This window comes from Mucilaginibacter ximonensis (genome assembly GCF_042686265.1).
Classification (GTDB): domain Bacteria; phylum Bacteroidota; class Bacteroidia; order Sphingobacteriales; family Sphingobacteriaceae; genus Mucilaginibacter; species Mucilaginibacter ximonensis.
Genome location: NZ_JBHUPD010000002.1, coordinates 681173 through 704099, shown reverse-complemented (window position 1 = coordinate 704099; position 22927 = coordinate 681173). Strand labels below are relative to the sequence as shown.

Annotated in this window: 27 protein-coding genes; 20 read left to right on the top strand and 7 right to left on the bottom strand. The window is 43.0% G+C overall.

What is annotated here, in order from left to right; translation table 11 throughout:
* Positions 1 to 86 precede the first annotated feature (86 nt).
* Entirely contained in the window at positions 87 to 1460 is a 1374-nt protein-coding gene (locus tag ACFS5N_RS10740; protein ID WP_377185174.1) for a sensor histidine kinase, read from the bottom strand.
* Positions 1461 to 1579: 119 nt separating this feature from the next.
* Here ACFS5N_RS10740 and gpmA point away from each other — a divergent pair, with 119 nt between their 5' ends.
* A complete protein-coding gene (gene gpmA / locus ACFS5N_RS10735; protein WP_377185172.1) occupies positions 1580 to 2269 on the top strand; it encodes a 2,3-diphosphoglycerate-dependent phosphoglycerate mutase in 690 nt (229 codons plus the stop codon).
* Between the two features lie 130 nt (positions 2270 to 2399).
* Positions 2400 to 3242, top strand: coding sequence for a universal stress protein (locus ACFS5N_RS10730; protein ID WP_377185170.1), 843 nt, complete (start codon positions 2400 to 2402; stop codon positions 3240 to 3242).
* 46 nt (positions 3243 to 3288) lie between these two features.
* Here ACFS5N_RS10730 and ACFS5N_RS10725 read toward each other — a convergent pair whose 3' ends face one another.
* Entirely contained in the window at positions 3289 to 3651 is a 363-nt protein-coding gene (locus ACFS5N_RS10725; protein ID WP_377185168.1) for a response regulator transcription factor, read from the bottom strand.
* A complete protein-coding gene (locus ACFS5N_RS10720; RefSeq protein WP_377185166.1) occupies positions 3620 to 4798 on the bottom strand; it encodes a PAS domain-containing sensor histidine kinase in 1179 nt (392 codons plus the stop codon). The genes ACFS5N_RS10725 and ACFS5N_RS10720 overlap by 32 nt, the downstream gene beginning before the upstream one ends.
* A 536-nt stretch (positions 4799 to 5334) precedes the next feature.
* On the opposite strand from ACFS5N_RS10720, the gene ACFS5N_RS10715 reads away from it, so the two are divergent.
* From ACFS5N_RS10715 to ACFS5N_RS10685, 7 genes are all read left to right on the top strand, one after another.
* Positions 5335 to 6297 carry a hypothetical protein gene (locus ACFS5N_RS10715; protein ID WP_377185164.1) on the top strand — a complete coding sequence of 321 codons (963 nt, stop codon included), beginning with the start codon at positions 5335 to 5337 and terminating at the stop codon, positions 6295 to 6297.
* On the top strand, positions 6264 to 6749 hold the full coding sequence (locus tag ACFS5N_RS10710) for a sigma-70 family RNA polymerase sigma factor (RefSeq protein ID WP_377185162.1): 486 nt from the start codon (positions 6264 to 6266) through the stop codon (positions 6747 to 6749). The genes ACFS5N_RS10715 and ACFS5N_RS10710 overlap by 34 nt, the downstream gene beginning before the upstream one ends.
* Positions 6750 to 6842: 93 nt before the next feature.
* A complete protein-coding gene (locus tag ACFS5N_RS10705) occupies positions 6843 to 7328 on the top strand; it encodes a hypothetical protein (RefSeq protein WP_377185160.1) in 486 nt (161 codons plus the stop codon).
* A gap of 2 nt (positions 7329 to 7330) precedes the next feature.
* The gene (locus tag ACFS5N_RS10700; RefSeq protein WP_377185158.1) at positions 7331 to 7819 is read left to right on the top strand and encodes a hypothetical protein; all 489 of its coding nucleotides are present in this window, start codon (positions 7331 to 7333) and stop codon (positions 7817 to 7819) included.
* A 276-nt stretch (positions 7820 to 8095) separates the two neighbouring features.
* Positions 8096 to 8548: a pyridoxamine 5'-phosphate oxidase family protein gene (locus ACFS5N_RS10695; RefSeq protein ID WP_377185156.1), complete on the top strand. Its 453-nt coding sequence runs from the start codon at positions 8096 to 8098 to the stop codon at positions 8546 to 8548.
* Between the two features lie 103 nt (positions 8549 to 8651).
* The gene (locus tag ACFS5N_RS10690; RefSeq protein WP_377185154.1) at positions 8652 to 8897 is read left to right on the top strand and encodes a hypothetical protein; all 246 of its coding nucleotides are present in this window, start codon (positions 8652 to 8654) and stop codon (positions 8895 to 8897) included.
* A gap of 28 nt (positions 8898 to 8925) precedes the next feature.
* A complete protein-coding gene (locus ACFS5N_RS10685; protein WP_377185152.1) occupies positions 8926 to 9339 on the top strand; it encodes a hypothetical protein in 414 nt (137 codons plus the stop codon).
* Between the two features lie 76 nt (positions 9340 to 9415).
* On the opposite strand, the gene ACFS5N_RS10680 is transcribed toward ACFS5N_RS10685, so the two are convergent.
* Positions 9416 to 11197 (bottom strand): hypothetical protein, encoded by a 1782-nt coding sequence (locus tag ACFS5N_RS10680; RefSeq protein ID WP_377185150.1) that lies wholly within the window; start codon positions 11195 to 11197, stop codon positions 9416 to 9418.
* Positions 11198 to 11251: 54 nt separating this feature from the next.
* On the bottom strand, positions 11252 to 12175 hold the full coding sequence (locus ACFS5N_RS10675) for a DUF542 domain-containing protein (RefSeq protein ID WP_377185148.1): 924 nt from the start codon (positions 12173 to 12175) through the stop codon (positions 11252 to 11254).
* A gap of 225 nt (positions 12176 to 12400) precedes the next feature.
* Here ACFS5N_RS10675 and ACFS5N_RS10670 point away from each other — a divergent pair, with 225 nt between their 5' ends.
* From ACFS5N_RS10670 to ACFS5N_RS10635, 8 genes are all read left to right on the top strand, one after another.
* Entirely contained in the window at positions 12401 to 14785 is a 2385-nt protein-coding gene (locus tag ACFS5N_RS10670; RefSeq protein ID WP_377185146.1) for a heavy metal translocating P-type ATPase, read from the top strand.
* Positions 14782 to 14943 (top strand): cbb3-type cytochrome oxidase assembly protein CcoS, encoded by a 162-nt coding sequence (gene ccoS / locus ACFS5N_RS10665; protein ID WP_377185144.1) that lies wholly within the window; start codon positions 14782 to 14784, stop codon positions 14941 to 14943. The genes ACFS5N_RS10670 and ccoS overlap by 4 nt, the downstream gene beginning before the upstream one ends.
* Before the next feature lie 87 nt (positions 14944 to 15030).
* The gene (gene ccoN, locus ACFS5N_RS10660) at positions 15031 to 17157 is read left to right on the top strand and encodes a cytochrome-c oxidase, cbb3-type subunit I (protein WP_377185142.1); all 2127 of its coding nucleotides are present in this window, start codon (positions 15031 to 15033) and stop codon (positions 17155 to 17157) included.
* A gap of 6 nt (positions 17158 to 17163) precedes the next feature.
* Positions 17164 to 17352, top strand: a complete 189-nt coding sequence (locus ACFS5N_RS10655; protein WP_377185140.1) for a hypothetical protein — start codon at positions 17164 to 17166, stop codon at positions 17350 to 17352.
* A gap of 1 nt (position 17353) precedes the next feature.
* The gene (locus ACFS5N_RS10650) at positions 17354 to 18229 is read left to right on the top strand and encodes a cbb3-type cytochrome c oxidase N-terminal domain-containing protein (protein ID WP_377185138.1); all 876 of its coding nucleotides are present in this window, start codon (positions 17354 to 17356) and stop codon (positions 18227 to 18229) included.
* A gap of 28 nt (positions 18230 to 18257) precedes the next feature.
* A complete protein-coding gene (gene ccoG, locus ACFS5N_RS10645; protein WP_377185136.1) occupies positions 18258 to 19634 on the top strand; it encodes a cytochrome c oxidase accessory protein CcoG in 1377 nt (458 codons plus the stop codon).
* A gap of 4 nt (positions 19635 to 19638) precedes the next feature.
* Complete coding sequence (locus ACFS5N_RS10640) at positions 19639 to 20058, top strand: FixH family protein (RefSeq protein ID WP_377185134.1); 420 nt, start codon at positions 19639 to 19641, stop codon at positions 20056 to 20058.
* The gene (locus tag ACFS5N_RS10635) at positions 20055 to 20747 is read left to right on the top strand and encodes a sulfite exporter TauE/SafE family protein (RefSeq protein ID WP_377185132.1); all 693 of its coding nucleotides are present in this window, start codon (positions 20055 to 20057) and stop codon (positions 20745 to 20747) included. Before ACFS5N_RS10640 ends, ACFS5N_RS10635 begins: the two co-directional genes overlap by 4 nt.
* Positions 20748 to 20807: 60 nt before the next feature.
* On the opposite strand, the gene ACFS5N_RS10630 is transcribed toward ACFS5N_RS10635, so the two are convergent.
* On the bottom strand, positions 20808 to 21065 hold the full coding sequence (locus tag ACFS5N_RS10630; RefSeq protein ID WP_377185130.1) for a hypothetical protein: 258 nt from the start codon (positions 21063 to 21065) through the stop codon (positions 20808 to 20810).
* An 18-nt stretch (positions 21066 to 21083) separates the two neighbouring features.
* Positions 21084 to 21524, bottom strand: a complete 441-nt coding sequence (locus ACFS5N_RS10625; RefSeq protein WP_377185128.1) for an Hsp20/alpha crystallin family protein — start codon at positions 21522 to 21524, stop codon at positions 21084 to 21086.
* A 152-nt stretch (positions 21525 to 21676) separates the two neighbouring features.
* Between ACFS5N_RS10625 and ACFS5N_RS10620 the strand changes: the two genes are divergently transcribed.
* Genes ACFS5N_RS10620 through ACFS5N_RS10610 form a run of 3 tightly spaced genes read left to right on the top strand, consistent with a single transcriptional unit; the run spans position 21677 to position 22916 of the window.
* Positions 21677 to 21838, top strand: coding sequence for a hypothetical protein (locus ACFS5N_RS10620; protein WP_377185126.1), 162 nt, complete (start codon positions 21677 to 21679; stop codon positions 21836 to 21838).
* Positions 21835 to 22683 carry a universal stress protein gene (locus ACFS5N_RS10615; protein WP_377185124.1) on the top strand — a complete coding sequence of 283 codons (849 nt, stop codon included), beginning with the start codon at positions 21835 to 21837 and terminating at the stop codon, positions 22681 to 22683. Before ACFS5N_RS10620 ends, ACFS5N_RS10615 begins: the two co-directional genes overlap by 4 nt.
* An 11-nt stretch (positions 22684 to 22694) precedes the next feature.
* Positions 22695 to 22916 (top strand): SHOCT domain-containing protein, encoded by a 222-nt coding sequence (locus ACFS5N_RS10610; RefSeq protein WP_377185122.1) that lies wholly within the window; start codon positions 22695 to 22697, stop codon positions 22914 to 22916.
* The last annotated feature ends 11 nt before the right edge of the window (positions 22917 to 22927 follow it).

Below are 22927 nucleotides of genomic sequence, written 5' to 3'. Positions count from 1 at the left end.
TTCATAAATCTACATGACATTCGTCACCAATCTAGCTGATGCTTCTCAATTGCCTTTATGCCATTTCCGTCTTAAGGAGGATGTAGCTATTGAGTTACCGGAAAAGTCATCGTAAAACAAGTTTCTTCATAAGGCACACTTGAAAACTCAAGGGAACCGTTCATTAAGTGCACATAGCGTTTAACAATGTTTAGCCCGAGCCCGGCACCGGCAATTTGGCCGGTATTATTAACGCGGTAAAAAATCGTGGACAACTTCTTTTGATCTTCGTCAGCAATCCCAACGCCATTATCTTTAACACTGATTACCACACGGTTTGGAGTAACTTCCGTTTTGAGCCAGATGCAGGCTTCATCGCCGGCATATTTAATCGCGTTAGATAATAAACCGCTTACCGACTTCTCAATAAGCGTGCGATCAAGCTTTACCACCTGCGGTTTAGTCGGCAAAACATAAATAAGTTGCTGCCGGGCTTTAGCCATTACATTATAAGCTGCAATGATTTCCTCACAAACTGCAACCAAATCAAAATAGGTGAATTCGGCCCTTACCAATCCTTCTTCCAGTTTTTCCAGAGAAAGAAAATCCTCGAGGATACACTCCAGACTATGCACTACTTGCTTAATTTTTGTAACATGTTTCATCACCTGCTCCTTTTCATCGCGCTGCATATACCGCTCAATCAGCGTAGCCGACAATAGTACTGAACTGAGTGGAGTTCGAAACTCATGCGATGCCAGGGTAACAAAGCTACTCTTTAATTGGTTCAATTCATGTTCTTCCTGGTAAGCCCTGATCCGGTTTTTTAGTTCAGTAAGTATCACATAGATCAGCCAGGATACAATCAGCAGAATCAGTAACGATCCGATCACCACAATAATTTGCGTTTGCCTGCCAGACAGTTTATATGCATTTTCTCTATCAAATAAAAGAGCCTCTTCATCTTGCTTAATACGTGTCAGTGATGCTTTGATTTTGCTGATTTCGGAACGTAATTGCCGGCTGTCTTTGTTAGCGTATGAGCCCAGGCTATCAATTTGCCGGCTTAGTAAATCAATGTCGTGTAATTGCAAACTATTGTCTTTAACTAATGCGGTCAAATTACTGATCTGCCGCTTTAGGTTTTCACGCTCGCTAATTTTGAACCAAGCAGCCGTCGCGCGATCAGGCGTACTCATATAATTGCCGGGCAACAGGGTCTGGTTGAAATACATGTTTATCGAGTCCGTTTTCCTCAATACATTATAAGTATGTTCTACCCATTTTTCCAGCTTTTGCTGCCGGTTCAATGCCTCGTATGATACTATGCCAACTACCATGACCAGTAAAATTGACGTTGCACAACCGAGATAAAATAACAGCCGGAAGCCTTTCAGCATTTTTGGCGACAGCTTCTTTTCTGGAATCCATTGACCCTCATTTAAAGAGCTTTGGCTGGGGCGACCTGAGGGAGAATTCATTCTGTTTATATTTAACCCCAAGGATAGGGCAATTGTAAGCCGCGAAAAATGACCTGAAACACCTTTTAGGCAAATATTAGACACAGTGATACCGCTGGCACCTGCTTAGGTTTGTATCTATGCAAAAGCTGGTTTTATTACGTCACGGTGAAAGTTTATGGAACAAAGAAAATCGGTTCACCGGCTGGACGGATATCGACTTGTCTGAAGATGGGTTTCGCCAGTCTGAACAAGCAGGCAGGTTGTTTAAAAAACACGGATTTGAATTCGATATAGGTTTTACATCTGTTCTGAAACGCTCCATCAAAACGCTGCATGTTGTTTTAGACCAAATGGATATGCTTTGGATACCGGTACAGAAATCCTGGCGGCTTAATGAACGTTTTTATGGCGCATTACAGGGTCTTAACAAAGAGGCTATAACACAGCAGTATGGCGAAGAGCAAGTGCATAAATGGAGGCGCGATCCGCATGAGCATCCGCCGGCAATTAACGAGACCGATGAACGTTTTCCGGGGCATTACTTACGGTATTATGACCTTACCTATCGGGAATTGCCTTTAACCGAAAACCTGAGTGAGACGATGGACAGGGTATTGCCTTTCTGGCACGAGGCAATTGTACCGGCTTTGCGGCAAAATCAAAAGGTAATTATTTGCGCCCATGGCAACAGCCTGCGGGCATTGATACAATATATTGAAAATTTAAGTGACGAAGCGGTAACCAGCCTGGATATCCCCACCGCTATTCCCTTGATATATGAACTGGATGAAAAATTGGATTGTATTAAGCATTATTACCTCTCATAAACTTAAGTCACAATTCAACCTTGGTTTGCAGAATAAGTGCTTAACATCAGTTTTTTTGCTATCCCCCGTCAATTTATCTGCTGCCTCACCTTGTTAAATTGGCAATATTATTTCATATCAATTAATTATTATGGAAACCATATTAATTGCTACCGACTTTTCAAAATCTGCCGAAAATGCGACGATCTATGGTTTAACACTTGCAAAAGCGCTGAAATTGGATTGCAAACTTTTTCACGCTGATAACGACGCAGCTGATGAGCCCGCATCTAATGGCCAACTATCTAGGCTGGTAAAGCGGTTGACAAAAAAAGACACACAACCGGTGGAAGGTAAATTTACCCCGCTGATCAAATTTACTTCGCACACTGGCCCGCTCGCTGAAGTGGCCAACGCATTGTCTGAAGAAAGATCAGCCGCGATGATTATTTTAGGTACCAGCGGAGCGGGTGAGCAACGATCAGCGTTCTCAGGCAGGGGGAGCAGGCAATTGATTGCCGGCTCTAAAGTGCCGTTATTATTAGTACCTCCGGTTGCTCAAAAACATCTGCCTCAAACGATTGCTTTAGTTACATCATTAAATGAAGCCGATATTCCCGTAGTATATTCTGTGGCCACATTGGCCCTTGACTTGCATGCAGAAATCATCATCGTTCATATCGATTCGGGTAGCGGCGATCACGAAACCCATAAAAATCAGCTGCATAAATTTTTAGAAAAGGTGCGCGAAGAAATCCGTTTTACCGCTTTTTCTTACCGCAATATAGAAAGCAAGAACATTGCGTCTGAATTGAGCCGTTTTACCGCCGAGTCGCTAACCGGTATGCTGGCGATGAGCCATGGCAGGTACCAGCAGCTTGAATCCTTATTAAAAGAAGAAAACACTTATGTAATGGAAATGGCGCGCCAATTACGTATACCTTTATTAATCTATCCTAATCGCCCAGGGAAATCAGGCTATCCTGTTTATTAAACCCAGGTAGTATGTTACTACTTCATCGTTAGCTTTATTAAACAGCTCATTTTAAAGATTGCCTGATAGCTTCAAAAAGCTCTTCGGGTTCAAAGGGTTTCCGAATGTAGCCACTGGCACCCATTTCCAAGCCTGCCGCTACTTCTTTTTTTTCTGCACTCGCGGTTAAAAATATAAAAGGAATGGCCCTGGTGGCCGGCGCGGCCTGCAAGCCTGCAAATACTTCATAGCCATTAGCCTCAGGCATCATAATATCGCAAAGGATAAGGTCGGGCAGGTGTTGACTGGCCAAAGTCAAACCTGTCTTTCCGTTTAATGCAAAAATGACATTATAACCTTCAAGTTCCAGCAACTCGCAGGTGTTTTCACGAATGTCGTTATTGTCTTCTATCAGTAAGATCGTTCTCATAAACTTGGTTTAGCGAAAATTCAACCATAAAAGTTGTCCCGCGGTTAGGTTCACTGATAAAACTGATATGCCCCTTCAATAACTCTACATATTGCTTTACAATCGTCAAACCGAGCCCGGTGCCCTGAATATTGGTGGCATTTTTTGCCCTGTAAAATTTGCTGAACAAATTATTTTGTTCTTCTGGCGGAATGCCTATGCCTTCATCCCTAACCTTGATAATTACTTTTCGGGCATTGGTTCTAGCATCAATGTCTAAATAAACCGTTTGTTGATCTGCCGAATACTTGATAGCGTTTGATAGCAGGTTAAGTAAAATATTCCGCAGGATCTTTTTGTCCTCATTGATATAGCGAATGCCATCGTATTTAAACCGGATTTGCTGCCCTGGTTTAAGCATGCCGCCAACCTCTTCTATAATGTCTTCGGCAAAGTCGTAAAGATCAAACGCTTCTTTTTCTATCTCCACTTTGCCCTGTTCGACTTTGTCCAGCGACAAAAATTCATCAAGTATTATGGTGAGATTTTTTACCGATGCCCGTATACGGCCAATATGCCGTTGGCGTTTATCTTGCTGCTCTGCCTTGTCATAAGATTCGGCCAATGTTAAACTTGACAAGATGGCGCTTAAAGGTGTACGAAATTCATGAGATGCCATAGCGACAAAACGTGATTTCATATCATTGAGCTCTTTTTCGCGTTCAAGTGATCGGGTAAGCTCAAGCGTACGTTCTTTTACCTTTGATTCAAGTTCGTCGTTGAATCGTTGTCGCTCAGTAATATCGGTGATAAAAGCAACAGCTAAGTTTTCGTCAAATAATCGATAATGCCCCAGACTTATCTCTACCGGAAATTGACTGCCATCTTTTTTACGGGCAAATAAATTTAACCCATAGCCCATGGGGCGCGCTTTAGGCCGCTTAAAATAGCCCTCCCTGTAATTAACATGATTTTCGCGAAATACTTCAGGTATCAGTATTTCAACAAGCCGACCGGTTAGCTCGGCTTTTTCATAACCAAATAATTTCTCGACGCATGGGTTGGACAATTCAATCCTTCCCCCGCTGCTAATCACCAAGATGCCAACAGTTGCATATTGAAATAAAGCCTTGAAGCCGGCTTCATTTTCAAGAGATAAGGCACTCATCTCATTCATAATACAAGGATAAAATGCGATGTTCAGCAGTGTGATGATAAAGTTAGAAAAATTATTCCTAATAGTGGTAAAACAATTTGTACGATTATTTAAGCCATGAGGTTACGCTTTTCCTGTTTTATAGTCAGATCGCCTTATTGGGGAAAAATAAAAAAAGCAGTAAGCCAATGATGGTCAATATTGCAAATACGATTAAAACTATAAATAGCCAATGATGACGGCTCCAGACCGACGACTTTCTTTTCGCGATCATACTACGTATCAAATTCCGCATTAACTGCGGGCCCGGGCGTTGATGCGCGCCTTAAACCGGGCTTGCCAGCTGCAGATGCGAAGATCATTGCAAGTCGGCTACGGTATTGAATTGGCACATATTACCGATGTGCTATAAAAACGGGAAGACTATTGAGTTTCAGCACCAGGTCGGCAGTATTTGTTCTGAACAAATTTGACACCCAGCTGCGCCCATATGCTCCATAACCAAAAAGGCATTGGCCTGGCGCACGCAATAGTCAAATAATTCGTCTTTGGTCTATTATGCAGGTGCATCAGTTGGGGTGCTGGCCATCACGCTGTCCTTATTCTTCGCCAATCGTGTAGTCTTTTCGAGGTTAGAAGCTACGCGAGCCTCATTACGTACGGCAGATCGAAAAAAAAATAATTTTTTGCGGGATTTGCCTGATAAAAGGAACCTACTTCAAAAGCAAAGTAAAATGAATGAACGACCATACAGCGAAAGACTACAAATTTTGGCTAAGCAATATTTGCGCGGGGAGTTAAATCCGAAAGAACAGCAAGAGGTTGACGAATGGTTTTTGAGTGATGAGGGTGCTGATTTCCTAAAAAGTGAAATGAGTAAAGACGAATACAGCAAACTGCTTCTCAGGCGCATTCATAAGCAAGCAGGCATCCGAAAAATTGCTACGCGCCCAAAACGAATTTATCTTCGCGTTGCGGTTGCTGCTTCGCTTATACTAGCAACCACGTTAGGCACTTACATTGCCCTCAACAAAACTCCCATTAAACAACAGGATCATGAACTCGCAGCAACCCAGATAAAACCTGGTGGGGCCAAGGCAACATTGATACTGGCTAATGGCAAAAGCGTAACATTAATGTCCCGCAACCCTGGATTGCTTGCCAGGCAGGGTAATGTACAAGTCTACAAAAATCAGAACGGCAGCCTGAGCTACGCAACAGATAGAGGTGATATTGCAAAGGCGGCAACATTATACAACATGGTTACTACTCCTCGTGGCGGGAAATATAGCTTAACCCTTTCAGACGGCACGATCGCCATTCTTGATGCAGCCTCCTCGATCCGGTTCCCGGTTTCATTCGACAAGGAAAGAAATGTTACCATTACGGGGCAGGTGTATTTTGAGGTCATACATAATGCTGCCAGACCTTCGATGATTCAAAATTACTGGAGGACAGTAATACGAATGCATTTGACGTGCTCTACAATCGTTATTGGGACCGGGTATTAAGTTTGGCATATCGAAAAACCGGCGACCGTATGGAAGCCGAGAATATTGTTCAGGATGTTTTTGTTTCACTTTGGAAAAGGAGGGAAAGCCTGAGAATAAAGGGAGACTTTTCCCACTATCTTTTTGTTTCTGTAAAGTATAGGGTCTTGAAAGTGTTGGCTAAACAATCGGCCGTGCGTTCGGTTAGCCTGGATATGGCCACTGAGATTTTGGACGATTCTACACAACAATATCTGGATTTTGAAGAGATTCGCGAACGGCTTGAAGTGCTTGTAGGTAAACTACCGGTAAAGAGCCGGTTGGTTTATCAAATGAAAAACGAAGACAAATCTTACAAAGAAATTGCTGCCGAACTCAAAATATCGGAAAAGGCTGTAGATGCTCATTTGTTGCGCGCGCGGAGAAAGCTACGAGTGGAACTTGGCAGTTTTTTAGGCAGTTTCTTACTTTAACCTCACCTTCAGAAAACGTTCGATCGAGAATCATTAGCGTAAAATTTCATAAACAAAAACGCTTCCCGCCCGTTAAAAAATTTACTAAACGCTATGAAACGATTATTGTCTGTTCCGATATTCGCAATTTTATCCTTGTCAGTAATACTACTATCATCCTGTCATACCAAAACTAAGCCGGCAGAAAATGCTGCCAAATCTGCTCCCAATATCAAGGCTCCTCAGCGTGTGCCGGATTCACTAGCTGGCATTGTCGGCAACTACCGGTGCAAATGCCAAACCGGTAATAACTACATTGAACTAACTGTTGAAAAAGTAAATGACGGTTTTAACGCTAAAGTTTCTTACTTCCCGGACAAATTTAAAGCAAGTGGCGTTTTAAAACCTGATACCAACAATTTTGACCCTGATTTCCGGGCATGGTCATTTACCACCGGTAAGGACATTTACGGTTTTCAGTTTTCACGAACCCAGGATAATAAATGGCATTTGGTAATGATTAATGAAGACTATAAAAAAGTATTTAAAGAATGCAGTGACGCTAAAGTAATCGTTTTTGAAAGCACAAATAATCTATAATTATGCAATATAAATTAATATTAGTCTTTTTAATATTTTGCCTGCCTATAGGCTTAAAAGCTCAAAAATCGAAACCGTTTCCGTATATCATAAGCCAAGCTGACGTTCCTGCCGGCTTTTTCCCCGCCGGACCTTTTACTAAAGAAGAAAAAGCAACATCTTTATCGGCTAACCAGGGGTTGGTTACTGATAAAAAATTGATCAGCACGATATATGATCACGCAAATATTGCAGCAATCCAAAAAATATATGCCGCAGTCTTTGTTCCAAAGGTGCATGCCGAAGATGCCTTGGAATGCTATGTTATAGAATATAAATCCCAGGCTATCCTAAACCAGGAACAGGCAAAGCAGACTCGACAAAGCGGCAGCCGGTTTCTTAAAAAAGACCGATATCTCTTTATTGTATGGTCCGATGGTTATTATGCAGCTGTTAATACCACGGCACAAAATTTAATAAAAAAATGGGCGCTAACTGATATATCTAAGTAGCTCATTACCAGGTTGATGGTTGTTTAAGGCAGATCAATCCAATAGCGTATAAAAATCATGAAAAATTGGGCGAAACTCATTTAAAGCCACTAAGTTACGCGTCAATACGATTGCGCCATGCTTGGATGCTACATAGGCCGGTATACCCGCAAACTACCCGCCCGGCTATATGAGCATTGTTAACAAAAGTGATTAAAATCACTTTTTAGATAGTTTTCCATCATCCTTCACTGCTTAAGGCGGCTGTATTTTTACAACGAATTAAAAATCAGAGCTATGTTAGGAAAATTGAGCGAAATGGAGATAGACCGCCTGTTGAAAGAGCAGGTAGTGGGCAGAATTGCCTGTCAATCAAACGGGGAGATTTACCTGGTGCCCATTAATTACGTTTACCGTGACGGTTACGTTTACGGGCATTCAGCCGAGGGAAAGAAAATACGCATGATGCGTGAGAATCCGCATGTATGCTTTGAAGTCGATGAAATCAATAGCATATTCCAATGGAAAAGTGTAATTGCCAACGGTAAGTACGAAGAGATAACCGACTTTGACGAAAAACAGCAAGCCATGCAGGGTATTATTCATCGCATTATGCCACTGGTGACCAGTGCCGAAGGGCATCCTTCACATGGTATAACAGAAAAGGACAGCGATGTGGGGACTTTAGTAGAGTTAGTGGTTTATCGAATTAAGCTGGAAGAAATAACCGGACGTTTCGAACAAGGGTAAGAAGTGTCAGAAATATAACAGGCTATCTATATCAGCACTTTTAGTGCCTGATATCATTTTTCAAACTAACATTCCGGATAACTTTAGGCATTAGTCACACCTCATGATTTCGTTACGGTATAATTTTAAGCACCCCTTTAAAGGCAATGTTATTTTGCGTAAAACAGGTTTTGCGCAAGGCTGGCGCCAGACGATGTCTTTTGACAGTGGTAGCGAAAATGACTTCGATATCCATTTGCAAGTTAACGAGGACGGGGATTACCAGGTTATTCTGAACTGGGAGTTTGAAGGTCGTTCGTTTTCGCACGAATCAGATATAACTGTAAAAAACGGGCAATTGATTTTTTAACAGCTTATTACATTTTAATCATAAAAACATGAACTATTCATCACCCGATAGCGAACTGGAGGCAGAGCTCCAGGAGATATACCTTCAGGCCAGCCATTGGTTAAATGACATTTCGTTTTTAGAAACAGAAACACAGTTTTTCCGAAATGTTATCGACCGCTATCCATCTGCTCCGGGCGCAGATATGCGCAGCGATGAATTTAAGGCTAAAATTGAAGCTCAGTACCAACGGCTCGAATCTTTAAAAGCGAAAATCCCCAATTTTTTGTCGTTTGTTGAGCCTTTTATTGGCGATTTAAAAAAGCCAATGGATATGGATTTTCTTAACCGATACAATACATTGCACCTGGAGTTGATCAGTCTGTTCAACAGCTACCGTTTAACCAAAAGCGAGTTGTTTCAGTATACAGAGTCTCTGATGGCGCCTAAAAATCCCGCATAAATTTTCCTGCTATACCAAAACCTGGTTTTAAAAAGACAGGCAGCATAGTTAAGCTATGCTGCTTGTCTTTGCCATATTAGATACTGATCTCGGCCAGTTGGGCTTCTGAACTTGCCAATTGGCTGACCCAATCCTGAAGAGACAACGACGTTTGGCCTGCAGAATAGCTGAAGAGTGTTTGATAATAGGCGATACCCTCTATTAGTTGTGATTTGAATTTGGCTAATTGCTTTTTCTTCTTATCGTTTATTTCTCTTAATTGTGATTGAAGATCGCGCTGCAGATATTCAATATAAAGATTCAATTCTTTGATGAACATGTGCGGGCGTTTGATCTTTTCAAGCAAGTCTGTTGCGCCGTAAATGTGTCGCACCATTTCGTCGAGGCTATAGCTCCGCGAAAAATAGGCCAGGTTAGGGCCCGGACAAATAGCCACTGCTTTATTTTCGCGCGGCTTTAAAATGTCATATTTGATGTAGGCCGAAGCACATAAACCCTCGCACAGGCAAACTTTTTCTACTACGGTTTGCCGCGCCTTTTCGTATTCGTCTTCTGCAAGGCCGCCGGTGGCTAATTCTTTTAACTTCAGACGCTGGTATTGGCGCGAGGCGGTGCAAATGGGCGTTTCGGTAAATTCGGTATTGGTACACAGATACTTCTTGGTGCATGGGCTGCCGGGACGATCATTTAGCAGCCGTTTTAAACGTAGAGATTCTGCAGTACTTTTTTTAAAGTTATTAAACAATATGCCCAAAGGTGATGCCCCGCTTACATAATAGTCTGCTTCAGACGCAGATTCAAGATCATGCAGTGTTTCGTTATCAACATTCGTAACTTCAGGTACCAGTAAAAATGGGCTACCCCAGCCTGTTGCGTCTACCTGGTAGTGATCAAACAGGAACTGATTTTCTGACGCTGTGCCAATACCACCCTGTACACTTAATTTTTGGGCAGGCTGATAGTCGCACCTGAAACCTTTTTCCTCAACGGCCGTGCGGTAAACACTAAATAGCTCGGCTACCATTTCATTTCGTTTTTGTTTAAACTCTTCCAGGATAGGCCCTAACAGAAACCCTTCGGTGGCAAAAGCGTGGCCGCCACAGTTCAGGCCGGATTCTATCCTAAATTCAGAAACCCAAAGGCCTTTTTTAGCGAGAAATTTAGCTTGTATAAAAGCAGAACGGAAATCGCTTACTTTTAATATGATTTTTTTATTGAACTGGCCGTCTGTTGACGGGTAGAAATCTTCAAAAGATTCCAGGTAACTGTATAAGCGGGGGTTCATACCTGCAGATAAAATCACAGAAGACTTAAGCCGGCTGCCGGCAAAGCCACGTAAAGCGGCTAGTGCATCCGTATTTTGATCGCCGGTAAATTCGCCGTCAGCCGTAAAGTTCATTTTGTCAACCTTAGACATGATATTGACATCGATTGCGCCCGCAACCATTTCACTTTTCAACCATTTTTGAAAGTATTTTTTCTGACTTCCTTCGGGGAAATCACACATCAGGTCGTAGCCCTGTTTAAGTCGGCTGCGCTCGGGCAACAATTCAAAGTACCGGCATAAATCGTTTCCTGATTCAAATGGCATTGCTTTAAGCGCTTCAAATTGTTTTTCTACCAGGCTGAGAATAAAATTCAGATATTTTGTAATGCGTCTTGCCCGGGCATCTGTTTCATTTTTGCCAATCGGCGTATAAGGCTCCCCATTTAACTGCGCGTGATATTGACGCATGCGCTCTATTAATTCATCGTCAACGATAGATATCGTAGATGTGATGCCATAGCGGGCGACCTTTAACGGTGTGTCTATAGAATAACCTAATCCTAACACAGGTATGTGAAATGTATGACTCATATTTTATTTTACTTAGAATGCTTTTGATACTGAGTTATTTGGCTCGCCACTCGATTACATATTTCCTGACAAGAGCACTTTAGGAAACAATATGTTGTTTTCTAAGTGAAAATGTAGTAATGCATCTTTTTCATAATCGGCTAAAAGCTTATAAAGGATTTTACAGGCACTTGAGGTGTAAACAGGCGCCGTATAGTGGTTGGTTAACAGGCGAATTTGCCTCAGTTTGTTCACGATATCCTTGCCTTCGGTCAAAATAGCGTCGTTAAGCCGGCGGGCTTCTTCATTTAAATCTTTTTCCTCCCCAACAAGCTTCGCCCCGGCCAGCGTCTGGATAGCCGGAAAATACGCTTTCTCCTGTGTTTCGACATGATGTTCGAATAGTTTTCCCACGGACGAAAATATTTCCGCGACATTTTTGATCTCCGGATGCCGGCTGCTATTTGACGCTGCAACTTTGAATGCCATATCAGTTATAAATGCCGTTTGCGTTATTACGAAATTATGATGGATCTGGCTAATGTACTTGCTCAGCAAAGTCAGATTCCAGCCCTGGTAATTCAATCGCCCTTCGGCAGGGAGCTGATCAACGGCTTTCCATTGTTGTAAAATTTCTTTTATGGCACCTTCCTGTCCGCCAAGTGCTTGTGATAAGGTTCTGTTGCCACCACAGCTGAAATCTACATCATATTCTATCAGTGCCTGAGATTTGCGGTAATCGCGGGCAACGATCGCGCCGATGGTTTCCGTGTCGCTTTCCGGCGATCGTTTAATTATTTTAATCATCCATTTTTCCGGCCCCTGTTCCATAGGCTCCCAGTCAAAATTAAGGCCGCGCTGATTCGACAGCAGGTGGTAATAAGCCGTTAAGTTTGCATCATTAGCCAGCATAAAGCTTTGTCCCGGCTTTAATGCATCATATTTTTCTATAAGGGCAGCATTTTTAAAAACAGGTGCAACAGCACTTATATCTAGCATCTCCGTATTTCTGTTAACATTAATCCCGCAAAGCTAATGCGTAGCTAATACTCAATAAATGACCGTCGTCATAAACAAACTATTACTGCCAAATTTTATTCGATGCCAAGAGGTATTATTTAAAAAACATTCAACAAAAAAATGACGGATATCATTTTTTTTCAGGTCTAACCATCATTCTGGAGCTAAAGCCGATAGCAGACTTTTGAATAAAAAAAAGAAAATATGCCCGAAATCGAAACGCCGGTCAAAACCCATTGTTACCATTGCGGCGAAGAATGCCATACCACCGATTATCAAAATGATGGCCGGCAATTTTGCTGTCAAGGCTGCCAGAGTGTTTATACGATACTTTCAGGTGCCGGCTTGTGCAGCTATTATCAATATAATGACCACCCCGGCACCACCCGGGCCCGGACCGACAAACGTTTCGATTATCTGAGTGACCCGGCTATTATGGCTGAGTTGTTAGATTATGCCGACGACCATATACAGATCATTACGCTGTATATCCCGCAAATACATTGTAGTTCATGCTTATGGTTGCTGGAACAATTAAACAGGTTTAGTCCGGCTATTTACTATTCGCGGGTCGACTTCCTGAAAAAGCAGCTGATCGTCCGTTATGATGCTGAAAAATTCACGCTTCAGCAGTTGGTTGAATTATTGAATGATATTGGCTATGAGCCCTTGATTAGTTTGCAGGATATTATCAAAAAGCAAAATAAGGCTGTAAAAGGCAATCTGGTTCAAAAGATAGCCGTTGCCGGTTTTTGTTTTGGCAATGTAATGCTGCTGAGCTTCCCTGAGTATTTCGGATTGGCTGAAGTTGAGCAGTCTTTTAAACATTTCTTCGGCTGGTTGAATGTATTGTTTAGCCTGCCTGTAGTGTTTTACAGCGGCCGCGATTATTTTATTTCGGCCTGGCACAACTTGAAAAACCGGGTGTTGAATATCGACTTTCCGCTGGCGCTGGGGATTGCCGTATTGTTTTTGCGGACTACAGTTGAAGTTGTTACCCATACGGGCGCCGGTTTTGCAGATACACTATGCGGACTGGTTTTCTTTTTGCTGGTTGGCAAATTTGTACAGCAAAAAACGTATCATCATATTTCTTTTGAGCGGGATTACCGGTCATTTTTTCCGGTGGCAGTGCAAGTTGTTGTCGACGGAAAGGAAAAGCCCCTGCCCCTATCAGAAATTAAAACTGGGCACCGCATGGTGATCCGGCACAACGAGATCATTCCGGCAGACGCCATTTTACTAAAAGGAGAAGCCCTGATTGATTTTAGTTTTGTAACTGGGGAAGCAGTACCGGTGAATAAGACCCTTGGAGAGATTGTTTATGCCGGAGGCCGGCAAACCGGCGAAGCCATAGAGCTGGAGGTGGTAAAAGCGGTGTCGCAAAGTTACCTTACTCAACTTTGGAATAATGAGGCTTTTACCCGCAAGCAGGATAACCGGATCAAGACTTTTAACGAACGCGTTAGCAAATATTTTACCATTGTACTGGTTACTATCGCCCTGGTTTCGTTAATAGCCTGGTTGCCGTTTGATTACCGCCGCGGGATCAATGCCTTTACCGCAGTGCTTATTGTGGCTTGTCCCTGTGCGCTGGCATTAAGCACGCCTTTCACCATGTCTGCGGTGTTAAGCATTTTCGACAGGAACCTGTTTTATCTGAAAAACACGGCTGTGGTAGAGCAATTAGCCAACATCGATACCATAGTGATGGACAAGACTGGTACGATCACTACAGGCAGTAAGAACGTTGATCTTGAAGCGAGTTTAAATAGTGACCAACGCCGGCTAATCTATACCGCCTGTGCAAATTCCATCCACCCCCTCAGCCGGATGATTTGCCAGTATTTGGGCGACCTGGAAAAAAATAACGTGACAGATTACCGGGAGGTCCCCGGAGAAGGTATCATGGCTATCATAGATGGGCACCGGGTGCTGGTTGGAAATAGTAAGTTGATTTTCAGACAAACGCAGGACAAACATCTGACCACGCGGGTACACCTGATGATCGACGGACATTATGTAGGGCATTTTGGTTTTTACCATGAATATCGGCAAGGAATGAAACAAGTTGCTGAACTGGCCCCCCCTTACGGGCTTTATCTCTTGTCTGGCGATCAGGACCATGAACGGACAGAACTGCTTGCTTATTTCACTGATAAGCATATGTTTTTTGAGCAGTCGCCACAGCAGAAGTTGGACCATATTAAAACCCTGCAGCAGCAAGGCCATCAGGTAATGATGCTAGGCGATGGTTTGAATGACGCTGGTGCATTGATGCAAAGCAATTTGGGCATAGCTGTTACAGATAATGTAAACAATTTCTCGCCGGGTAGTGACGCGATTCTGGACGGGCATTCTTTTCATAAAATACCCGCGTTTTTACGCTTTTCTAAAGATGCAGTGGGAATAATTCATTGCTCCTTTTTTATCTCGCTAACCTATAATCTGGTAGGGCTTAGTTATGCGGTTAGCGGAACGCTATCGCCCCTGGTTGCGGCAGTTTTAATGCCGTTAAGTACCGCTACTATTATTTCATTTACAACGCTTGCAACACATTTTATGGCAAAAAGGAGGAATTTATTATGAGTATTATTTATCTGCTGATTGGTTGCAGCGTACTGCTGGCACTGATTTTTTTGGGTGCTTTTTTTTGGGCACAACGCAGTGGCCAGCATGACGATCTGTACACGCCATCCATAAGGATACTACTGGATGATGAAAATGAATCTTCAAATAAAAAATGATTCTTGTCACCATTCCAACCAATTACAATCATTCTGTAATTATCGGCCCCGCAATAGTTTTACACCCATAAACAGCAAATATATTTTATGCAGCCTGAAAAATTTTACTACGACAACAAGATCGTCCGCAACTTCGGTATCGCAACCGTAGTTTGGGGTATTATCGGTATGACGGTTGGCTTAATCGCAGCTATCCAGTTGTACCACCCGGGTGCTAACATGCACAATCAATTTACCACATTTGGCAGGATACGGCCGCTACATACAAATGCCGTGATTTTTGCATTTGTAGGTAATGCCATATTTATGGGCGTTTATTATTCCCTGCAACGCCTGCTCAAAGCGCGTATGTTCAGCGACTGGCTGAGTAACATCCACTTCTGGGGCTGGCAATTGATCATTGTTTCGGCGGTAATTACCTTACCGTTGGGTTTAACTACGTCTCATGAATATGCCGAATTAGAATGGCCCATTGATATTGCCATAACTATTATATGGGTGGTTTTTGGATGGAACATGTTTGGCACGATTTTCAAACGCCGCGAGCGCCATTTATATGTGGCTATCTGGTTCTATATCGCAACGTTTGTTACCATAGCCGTACTGCACATTGTTAATTCATTTGAATTACCTGTTTCTGCATTTAAAAGCTACATGGTTTATGCCGGGGTTCAAGATGCGCTGGTGCAATGGTGGTATGGGCATAATGCGGTGGCCTTTTTTCTCACCACGCCCTATTTGGGCATGATGTATTATTTCCTGCCTAAAATGGCAAACCGCCCAATCTATTCATACAAACTAAGTATCCTGCACTTTTGGGCGCTTATATTTATTTATATCTGGGCCGGGCCTCACCACTTATTATACACCACGCTGCCGGGCTGGGCGCAATCATTAGGTGTCGCCTTTTCAGTAATGCTTATTGCACCAAGCTGGGGCGGAATGATTAATGGTTTATTGACGCTGCGTGGCGCCTGGGACAAAGTGCGCGATGATGTTATCCTGAAATTTATGGTGGTGGGTTTGACTGCTTACGGCATGGCCACTTTTGAGGGCCCCATGTTATCGTTAAAACAAATCAATAGTATTGCCCACTTCAGCGACTGGATCATTGCTCACGTGCATGTGGGTGCCTTAGGCTGGAACGGCTTTTTAACTTTTGCCATTTTATACTGGCTAATTCCGCGCATTTATAAAACAGAGCTTTATTCTAAAAAGCTGGCATCGTTTCATTTCTGGATTGGTACGCTGGGTATTATCTTTTATGCTGTGCCGATGTATTGGGCCGGCTTTACCCAAAGCCTGATGCTTAAAGAGTTTACAAGCGAGGGTATGTTAAAATATCCAAACTTTTTGGAAACAACTTTACGTATCATCCCAATGCACGTAATGCGTTCTGTTGGTGGCGGCATTTATCTGTTAGGCGTAATTGTGATGGCGTACAACCTGATACGGACCGCTAAACAGGGCAGCCTGGTGGCTAATGAACCCGCACAAGCGCTGCCGCTTGAGCCAATACATACAGTTGCCAAAGAGGCAGCCTGGCACCGCAGGCTTGAACGCAAACCTATACAGTTTATGGTAGCGGCCCTGGTTGTAATATTGATTGGTTCGGTGATTGAACTGATGCCGACGCTGACTATTTCGTCAAATATCCCGACGATTGCCAGCGTCAAACCTTACACGCCGTTGGAATTACAGGGACGCGATCTTTATATCCGCGAGGGTTGTTCTAACTGCCATTCGCAAACGGTAAGGCCGTTCCGCTCAGAGACCGAGCGTTATGGCGAATACAGCAAAGCCGGCGAGTTTGTTTATGATCACCCTTTCCTGTGGGGATCTAAACGTACCGGCCCCGATCTGGCCCGTGAGGGTGGAAAATACGGCAACGCCTGGCATTATAATCACCTGATGGATCCACGCTTAATGTCGCCGGGCAGTATCATGCCTGAATATGGTTGGCTACTTACTCAAAAACTGGACACCAGTACAACAGCCGCTAAAATAAGGGCAATGCAAACTTTAGGGGTGCCATATCCCAAAGGTTATGATAAGGTAGCAAATGCCGATCTCGAAAAACAAGCTAAGGGAATCGCAGACAACTTAAGCATTGACCACATTAAGGTTAAAAAAGATAAAGAGATCGTTGCCATTATTGCATATCTGCAAAGACTCGGAACTGACATCAAGGCCAATAATACTGCTAAAAACTAAATTATCATGTTTAAACAATTTACTGAAAACATATCCGGGCATGAGGTATACCTACTGTCTTCACTGGGCATATTCCTGGTATTTTTTATCGTGGTTACCGTATTGCTGATACGGCTCAGAAAAGCACATGTTCAATATATGAGTGATTTACCGCTGGAAGATGGCAGCGAAATTCAACCTTCAAATCTTTCTTAATATGAAGAAGCTACTTATTATTCCAATGCTGTTCCTGGCGTTCCAAAGCGCCAGTGCGCAAGATGACAGCCTTATCAGCGACGAAATGAAGAACTATATAGCCTACGGCGCCATCGCGGTGATGCTGATAGTGTTCATAATTGCGTTGCTGGTTTTAATGCGGGCATTTAAAGTTATTTCACAAACTGTTTTGCGGTTACAGGGATATTCGCCGGAAGATATCTATAAAATAGAACATCCCGCTAAAAAGGAAAAATTGGCCCCGGCTGCAAAGGACAATAAAAAGCTATTGAAACTGCTGTCGCTAAAACCGATGTCAGAAGAAAAAAGCATCTTGATTGAACATGACTATGATGGTATCCAGGAGCTCGACAACCCCACACCAGCCTGGTTTATGTGGCTTTTTTACGTTACAATAACTTTCGCGGTATGTTATCTGCTTATCTACCATGTTTTTGGCATTGGTCAGTTGCAATACGATGAGTATAAGACCGAGGTGGCGCAGGCAGAGATCGCCAAAAAGGAATATCTAAGCAAAGCCGCTAACCGCGTAGACGAAAATACGGTGAAGCTGGTTAATGACCCTGCTGTATTAGCTTCGGGCAAGGCTATTTTTAAACAAAATTGCGCGCCATGCCACGGTGAAAATGCACAAGGAAATGTGGGCCCTAATTTAACCGACGAGTACTGGTTACACGGTGGTACCATCAATAATGTTTTTAAAACTATTGAATACGGCGTGCCGGCAAAGGGAATGCCTACCTGGGAAAAACAACTATCACCAAAACAAATTGCAGATGTTGCCAACTATGTCAAATCTTTAAAAGGAAGTAACCCGGCCAACCCGAAAGCTCCACAAGGACAAAAAGAAGTATAAGCAGAACAAACTAGCCTAAAATTAAACGATGATGAGCGGATTATTAGCAGCGAAGGAAACAGGTGAACGGAAGTGGATTTACCCGCTCATACGCAAAGGTGTTTATTATAAATGGCGTTCGGCCATCAGCTATGTATATCTGATATTCTTTTTTGCAGGTCCTTTTATCCGCATTGGCGGGCAGCCTTTGTTACTGCTCAATTTTATGGAGCGGCACTTTGTGATATTGGGTCAGGTTTTTTGGCCGCAGGATATTTTCCTGTTTATGCTGGCGTCGCTGGTGTTCCTGGTTTGTGTGGTTTTATTCACCATCGCATTTGGTCGCATTTTTTGCGGCTGGATTTGCCCGCAAACCATTTTTATGGAGATGGTTTTCCGGAAAATTGAAGAATGGATTGAAGGTGACGCGCATCAAAGAAAGAAACGCGACGCAGGTCCCTGGACTAATGCAAAAATCGGCAGGAAGATTGCCAAACACGTCGCTTTTATCCTGGTGTCTTTTTTAATCGCCAATACCTTCCTGGCCTATTTGATTGGTAGCGAAAACCTGCTGAAAATTATAACCGAGCCGATAACGCACCACGCCATTGGGTTTGCCAGTATTTGGGTATTTACCATTGTGTTTTATCTGGTTTATAGCCAGGTTAGAGAGATTGTATGCACGGTGATCTGTCCATATGGACGCCTGCAAACAGTGCTGATTGATGAGCACACACTTGTGGTTGCATATAACGATGTCCGGGGCGAGCCAAGAGGTAAACTTCAGAAAAATGCTGATCCCGATATTCCCAAAGGAGACTGTGTAGACTGTGGGCTGTGTGTGTCTGTATGCCCTACCGGGATAGATATTCGAAAAGGTACGCAGCTTGAATGTATAAACTGTACTGCTTGTATTGATGTGTGCGATGAGGTAATGGGCAAGATCAATAAACCCAAAAGCCTGATTGGGTTTTATTCTGAAAATATGGTCAGGGTTAAAGAAAAACCATCTTTCACGCTACGTATGAAGGGCTACGCAGCCGTTATAACAGTGATGATTGGCGTGCTCTGCTATTTCATTTTTACCCGGAGTGATATGGATATGACTGTTATGCGGGGCGCCGGTATGCTTTATCAGGAACAGCCCGGAGGATATATCAGTAATATTTACAACGCAGAGATTGTAAATAAAACCAACGTAGATGCAGCGGTGGCTATTAGGGCCGACGACCCGGCAATTAAAATTAAATACATACAGGCGCCAGGCAAGGTAGCTAAAGGCGGAATGGCTAAAGCTATGTTTTTTATTGAGGTACCAGCCTCACATCTGCACGCGGCAAAAACAGATATTAACCTGCAGCTTTACAACGGGAAGCAATTAAAACAAACTATCAGTACCACTTTTGTTGGGCCTGTTAACGATTGAAGATATGAACTGGGGAAAAGGATTAATTACGGGCATGGCTATTTTCATGCTTTTTATATTGAGTATGTGCTTTTATATGTTCCGCATACCGGCAGATGAATATGACCATCAGTATTACGAAAAAGGATTGAGCTTTAATGCAGATTTTGCCAAAGAGCAACAAGTTTTAAAAGACCACGCCCAGCCGCAAATATTGTTGGATGGGGAAATAGTAAATGTCAGCTTTACGGGGCCGGCCTTCGGGACAGCAAAATTTATCCGGCCGTCAAGCGCTGCCCAGGATAAAAGTTTCGCTATTGAAACCGGCAATCAAACTTTGGCAAAGCTACCGGTTAGCGGTTTGGCAAAGGGCCGCTGGCATTTGTTGCTGCAGTGGCAAAGCGGTAAAAAACAATACCTGTATCAGCAGGAGTTGAATTTATGATGTCTGCAAACCAAATAGCTTTTTATATAGGCCTTTTTGGTAGTGTTCATTGCATCGGCATGTGCGGGCCCCTGGCTTTTGCCATCCCCGGTTTGCGTAACCGAGGATGGCTTTTGATTGCCGATAAATTCATTTACAACGTCGGACGTTTGCTTAGCTATACTTTGCTGGGTTACCTTATCGGTTTGCTTGGCAGGCAATTGTGGCTTGCCGGACTACAGCAAGGTGTTAGCATCATTAGCGGCCTGCTCATTATCCTTGCCGGATTCGCTCGTCTGTTCAAAATCAAACTCAGTCAAAATAGTTTCCTTGCCGGCGCAGTGTTGCCTGTGCAGCGCACAATAAGCTATGGGCTTAGCCACCAGTGGGGGCATTTTTTTATAGGCATGCTAAATGGGTTTTTGCCCTGCGGTTTCGTTTATCTGGCACTGGTAGGCGCCGTCAATACGTCGTCGCCCATTGCTTCCGCACAATATATGTTCTGGTTCGGAGCAGGCACCTTCCCCCTCATGCTTATAGCCGCTATTGGTTCAAGTTATATCGGCCCGGTTTTTCGCCGCCGCATCAACAAGGGCATGCCCTTGTTAATGATTTGCCTGGGATGTTGGTTTTTACTCCGCGGTTTGAGTCTAAATATCCCTTATTTAAGCCCTGCTAAACAGCAACAGGGTGTGGCTATTTGTCATTGATACCTCGCTCGGTGCAAACAATGTAGCACATATATCCGACGTTAGTTTCTCCTGGTTTTATCATGTTTTGCGGATAAAGTAAGCTTCCTGTGAGCAGAGGTTTAGCTGGTTTTTAGCATCACTTAGCTCAGGCAACAGGTAGGTAAATTGTTTAATGGAAAACAACGCAGACGAACTGCCGTCAAAAGCGAATAAGACCTTGTTGATAGGTTGGGTATGATGTGGCGCAATAATTACCGGACATTCTGCACTATTTAAGATTTTATTATCAGAGTTATTAGCTTTAAGAATAGCCCCCTCACGAGCAAAAGGGGGCATGAGTTGCATTTAATTGGGTTAACTTACAGCGATTTGCTTCGTTGAAGAGCTTTTTATCTTCCCGTTAAATGGAATATTGACCTTAAGTATGCCATCTTCATATTTAGCAGAAACCTTTTCTTTATTGGCTTCTTCCGGAAGTGTAAAACTTCTGCTAAATGATGCATAATTATATTCATGACGGGTATACTTGTCGCCTTTTTCTTCTTTGCTGTCTTCTTTTTCGCTGCTTATTGTTAACACATTATCGTCTACATCAATCTTGAAGTCGCTTTTCTTTAGTCCGGGAGCCGAAAGTGACAGTTGATAATGGTCCTTGTTCTCGATAATGTTTACTGCCGGAACAGTCATTTCCCGTTTAAAAAAGTGGCCGTCAAACAGCTCGCTCCAGGGTTTGAAAAGCTCCTCAAATACTGCAGGCACTTTTTCATTGAATTTGGTTACACTTTGATTTTTCATGATAATAATAATTATAAATAAATTTTAATCAAATATAAAGTCACAACTCACTGTAAATCAAAGACGGCAGTCACGTAGCTGGATGATATAAATCAATACTAATCCTGCAACCAATCATTTATCCGGGCAAGAACATCAGCTAATTTTAGCCTATGAACAACAGCTCGAAAACAAGCAGCAACCCAGGGAAGCTCCTGAAAACTGAATACCCGTTGTGCGAAAAAGACGAACAGGCGTGGCAGTTTGAAAAAAATCGAAAACTGCAGGTAAATGCACTGCGAATATGGCGCACCTTAAAAAAGAAATTGAAATGAAAAAATTGTTGGTACTCACAGACTTTTCAGCCAATGCGGCGCATGCAGAGGCTGCCGCCCTACAGCTTTCGGCAAAACTTAATGCTGATATTACATTATATCATATACTGCCCTACATACCCATGATCTTAAGTAACAGCGCAGGGCCTTTAATGACCGAATCAACGGATATACTTTTTGAAGACAGCATAGAACACTTGAATAAAGAGGCTAATGAGTTGCGTCAACTTTGCGATAAGATAACCGGCTGTCATACGCGTATAGATTGCCTGAGTGGCGATGGCAGCCTGGCCGATAACGTTCGTGAAATGAGTGGAGCTATAGATATGGTAATTATGGGCGGCAGATCAGGAAGCGCTATCAGCCATTTACTGGCCGGTAGCGAAACATCCGCAGTGATTAGTAAGGCACGCAAACCGGTTTTTGTAATTCCGGCGGGAGCAAACTGGGACATACCTAAAAAAGTTGTCTTCGCAACCAATTTCCAGGCGGCCGACCTTGCAGCGATGGACTTTTTGCTGAGTCTGGCCGAAGCACTTAATTTTCAGCTGGACATTATTCATATATCCCGCCCCGACGAAGTAATTACCGAAATAGGCCCGGAGATTGCCTTTCGCAAGTACCTGGCACATCGCGGGCTGAGTTGTGTACGGATTTTCAGCGAAGACATGCAACCGGCTTTACAGCAATATTGCCAGGAACACGATGTTGAATTACTTGCAATGACACATCAGCATCATTCTTTTATCTCCAAACTTTTTGGCCACAGCGAATCAAAAGCAGTTATAGCTCACCAGCAAGTGGCCGCGCTGATATTTCCACCTGATTTTAATCAATCACTTTAAATTTTTTAACCATGACACATTTTTTTGTAAACTATTATTACTGGGGCATGCACCTGATCTGGTGGTTCCTTTGGATCTGTTTATTAATCTGGATATTTGCGACCCCATACGATATTCCGGGACAGCGCACCCGAAAAGATTCTCCGCTGGATATTTTAAAAAAACGTTTTGCGTCGGGCGAGATTACTAAAGAAGAGTATTACGAACAAAAAAGTATTCTGGAGAAGGACTGAATAAATTCTTT

What these genes read in the sequence shown, in the direction of transcription:
- ACFS5N_RS10690 (WP_377185154.1), top strand. Translation starts at nt 8,652, where the DNA reads ATGATTTCGTTACGGTATAATTTTAAGCACCCCTTTAAAGGCAATGTT.
- ACFS5N_RS10650 (WP_377185138.1), top strand. Translation starts at nt 17,354, where the DNA reads ATGAAGAAGCTACTTATTATTCCAATGCTGTTCCTGGCGTTCCAAAGC.
- ACFS5N_RS10610 (WP_377185122.1), top strand. Translation starts at nt 22,695, where the DNA reads ATGACACATTTTTTTGTAAACTATTATTACTGGGGCATGCACCTGATC.
- ACFS5N_RS10675 (WP_377185148.1), bottom strand. Translation starts at nt 12,175, where the DNA reads ATGCTAGATATAAGTGCTGTTGCACCTGTTTTTAAAAATGCTGCCCTT.
- ACFS5N_RS10730 (WP_377185170.1), top strand. Translation starts at nt 2,400, where the DNA reads ATGGAAACCATATTAATTGCTACCGACTTTTCAAAATCTGCCGAAAAT.
- ACFS5N_RS10695 (WP_377185156.1), top strand. Translation starts at nt 8,096, where the DNA reads ATGTTAGGAAAATTGAGCGAAATGGAGATAGACCGCCTGTTGAAAGAG.
- ACFS5N_RS10620 (WP_377185126.1), top strand. Translation starts at nt 21,677, where the DNA reads ATGAACAACAGCTCGAAAACAAGCAGCAACCCAGGGAAGCTCCTGAAA.
- ACFS5N_RS10680 (WP_377185150.1), bottom strand. Translation starts at nt 11,197, where the DNA reads ATGAGTCATACATTTCACATACCTGTGTTAGGATTAGGTTATTCTATA.
- gpmA (WP_377185172.1), top strand. Translation starts at nt 1,580, where the DNA reads ATGCAAAAGCTGGTTTTATTACGTCACGGTGAAAGTTTATGGAACAAA.
- ACFS5N_RS10720 (WP_377185166.1), bottom strand. Translation starts at nt 4,798, where the DNA reads ATGAGTGCCTTATCTCTTGAAAATGAAGCCGGCTTCAAGGCTTTATTT.
- ACFS5N_RS10725 (WP_377185168.1), bottom strand. Translation starts at nt 3,651, where the DNA reads ATGAGAACGATCTTACTGATAGAAGACAATAACGACATTCGTGAAAAC.
- ACFS5N_RS10615 (WP_377185124.1), top strand. Translation starts at nt 21,835, where the DNA reads ATGAAAAAATTGTTGGTACTCACAGACTTTTCAGCCAATGCGGCGCAT.
- ACFS5N_RS10625 (WP_377185128.1), bottom strand. Translation starts at nt 21,524, where the DNA reads ATGAAAAATCAAAGTGTAACCAAATTCAATGAAAAAGTGCCTGCAGTA.
- ACFS5N_RS10635 (WP_377185132.1), top strand. Translation starts at nt 20,055, where the DNA reads ATGATGTCTGCAAACCAAATAGCTTTTTATATAGGCCTTTTTGGTAGT.
- ACFS5N_RS10630 (WP_377185130.1), bottom strand. Translation starts at nt 21,065, where the DNA reads ATGCCCCCTTTTGCTCGTGAGGGGGCTATTCTTAAAGCTAATAACTCT.
- ccoS (WP_377185144.1), top strand. Translation starts at nt 14,782, where the DNA reads ATGAGTATTATTTATCTGCTGATTGGTTGCAGCGTACTGCTGGCACTG.
- ACFS5N_RS10655 (WP_377185140.1), top strand. Translation starts at nt 17,164, where the DNA reads ATGTTTAAACAATTTACTGAAAACATATCCGGGCATGAGGTATACCTA.
- ACFS5N_RS10685 (WP_377185152.1), top strand. Translation starts at nt 8,926, where the DNA reads ATGAACTATTCATCACCCGATAGCGAACTGGAGGCAGAGCTCCAGGAG.
- ACFS5N_RS10700 (WP_377185158.1), top strand. Translation starts at nt 7,331, where the DNA reads ATGCAATATAAATTAATATTAGTCTTTTTAATATTTTGCCTGCCTATA.
- ACFS5N_RS10670 (WP_377185146.1), top strand. Translation starts at nt 12,401, where the DNA reads ATGCCCGAAATCGAAACGCCGGTCAAAACCCATTGTTACCATTGCGGC.
- ccoN (WP_377185142.1), top strand. Translation starts at nt 15,031, where the DNA reads ATGCAGCCTGAAAAATTTTACTACGACAACAAGATCGTCCGCAACTTC.
- ccoG (WP_377185136.1), top strand. Translation starts at nt 18,258, where the DNA reads ATGATGAGCGGATTATTAGCAGCGAAGGAAACAGGTGAACGGAAGTGG.
- ACFS5N_RS10705 (WP_377185160.1), top strand. Translation starts at nt 6,843, where the DNA reads ATGAAACGATTATTGTCTGTTCCGATATTCGCAATTTTATCCTTGTCA.
- ACFS5N_RS10640 (WP_377185134.1), top strand. Translation starts at nt 19,639, where the DNA reads ATGAACTGGGGAAAAGGATTAATTACGGGCATGGCTATTTTCATGCTT.
- ACFS5N_RS10740 (WP_377185174.1), bottom strand. Translation starts at nt 1,460, where the DNA reads ATGAATTCTCCCTCAGGTCGCCCCAGCCAAAGCTCTTTAAATGAGGGT.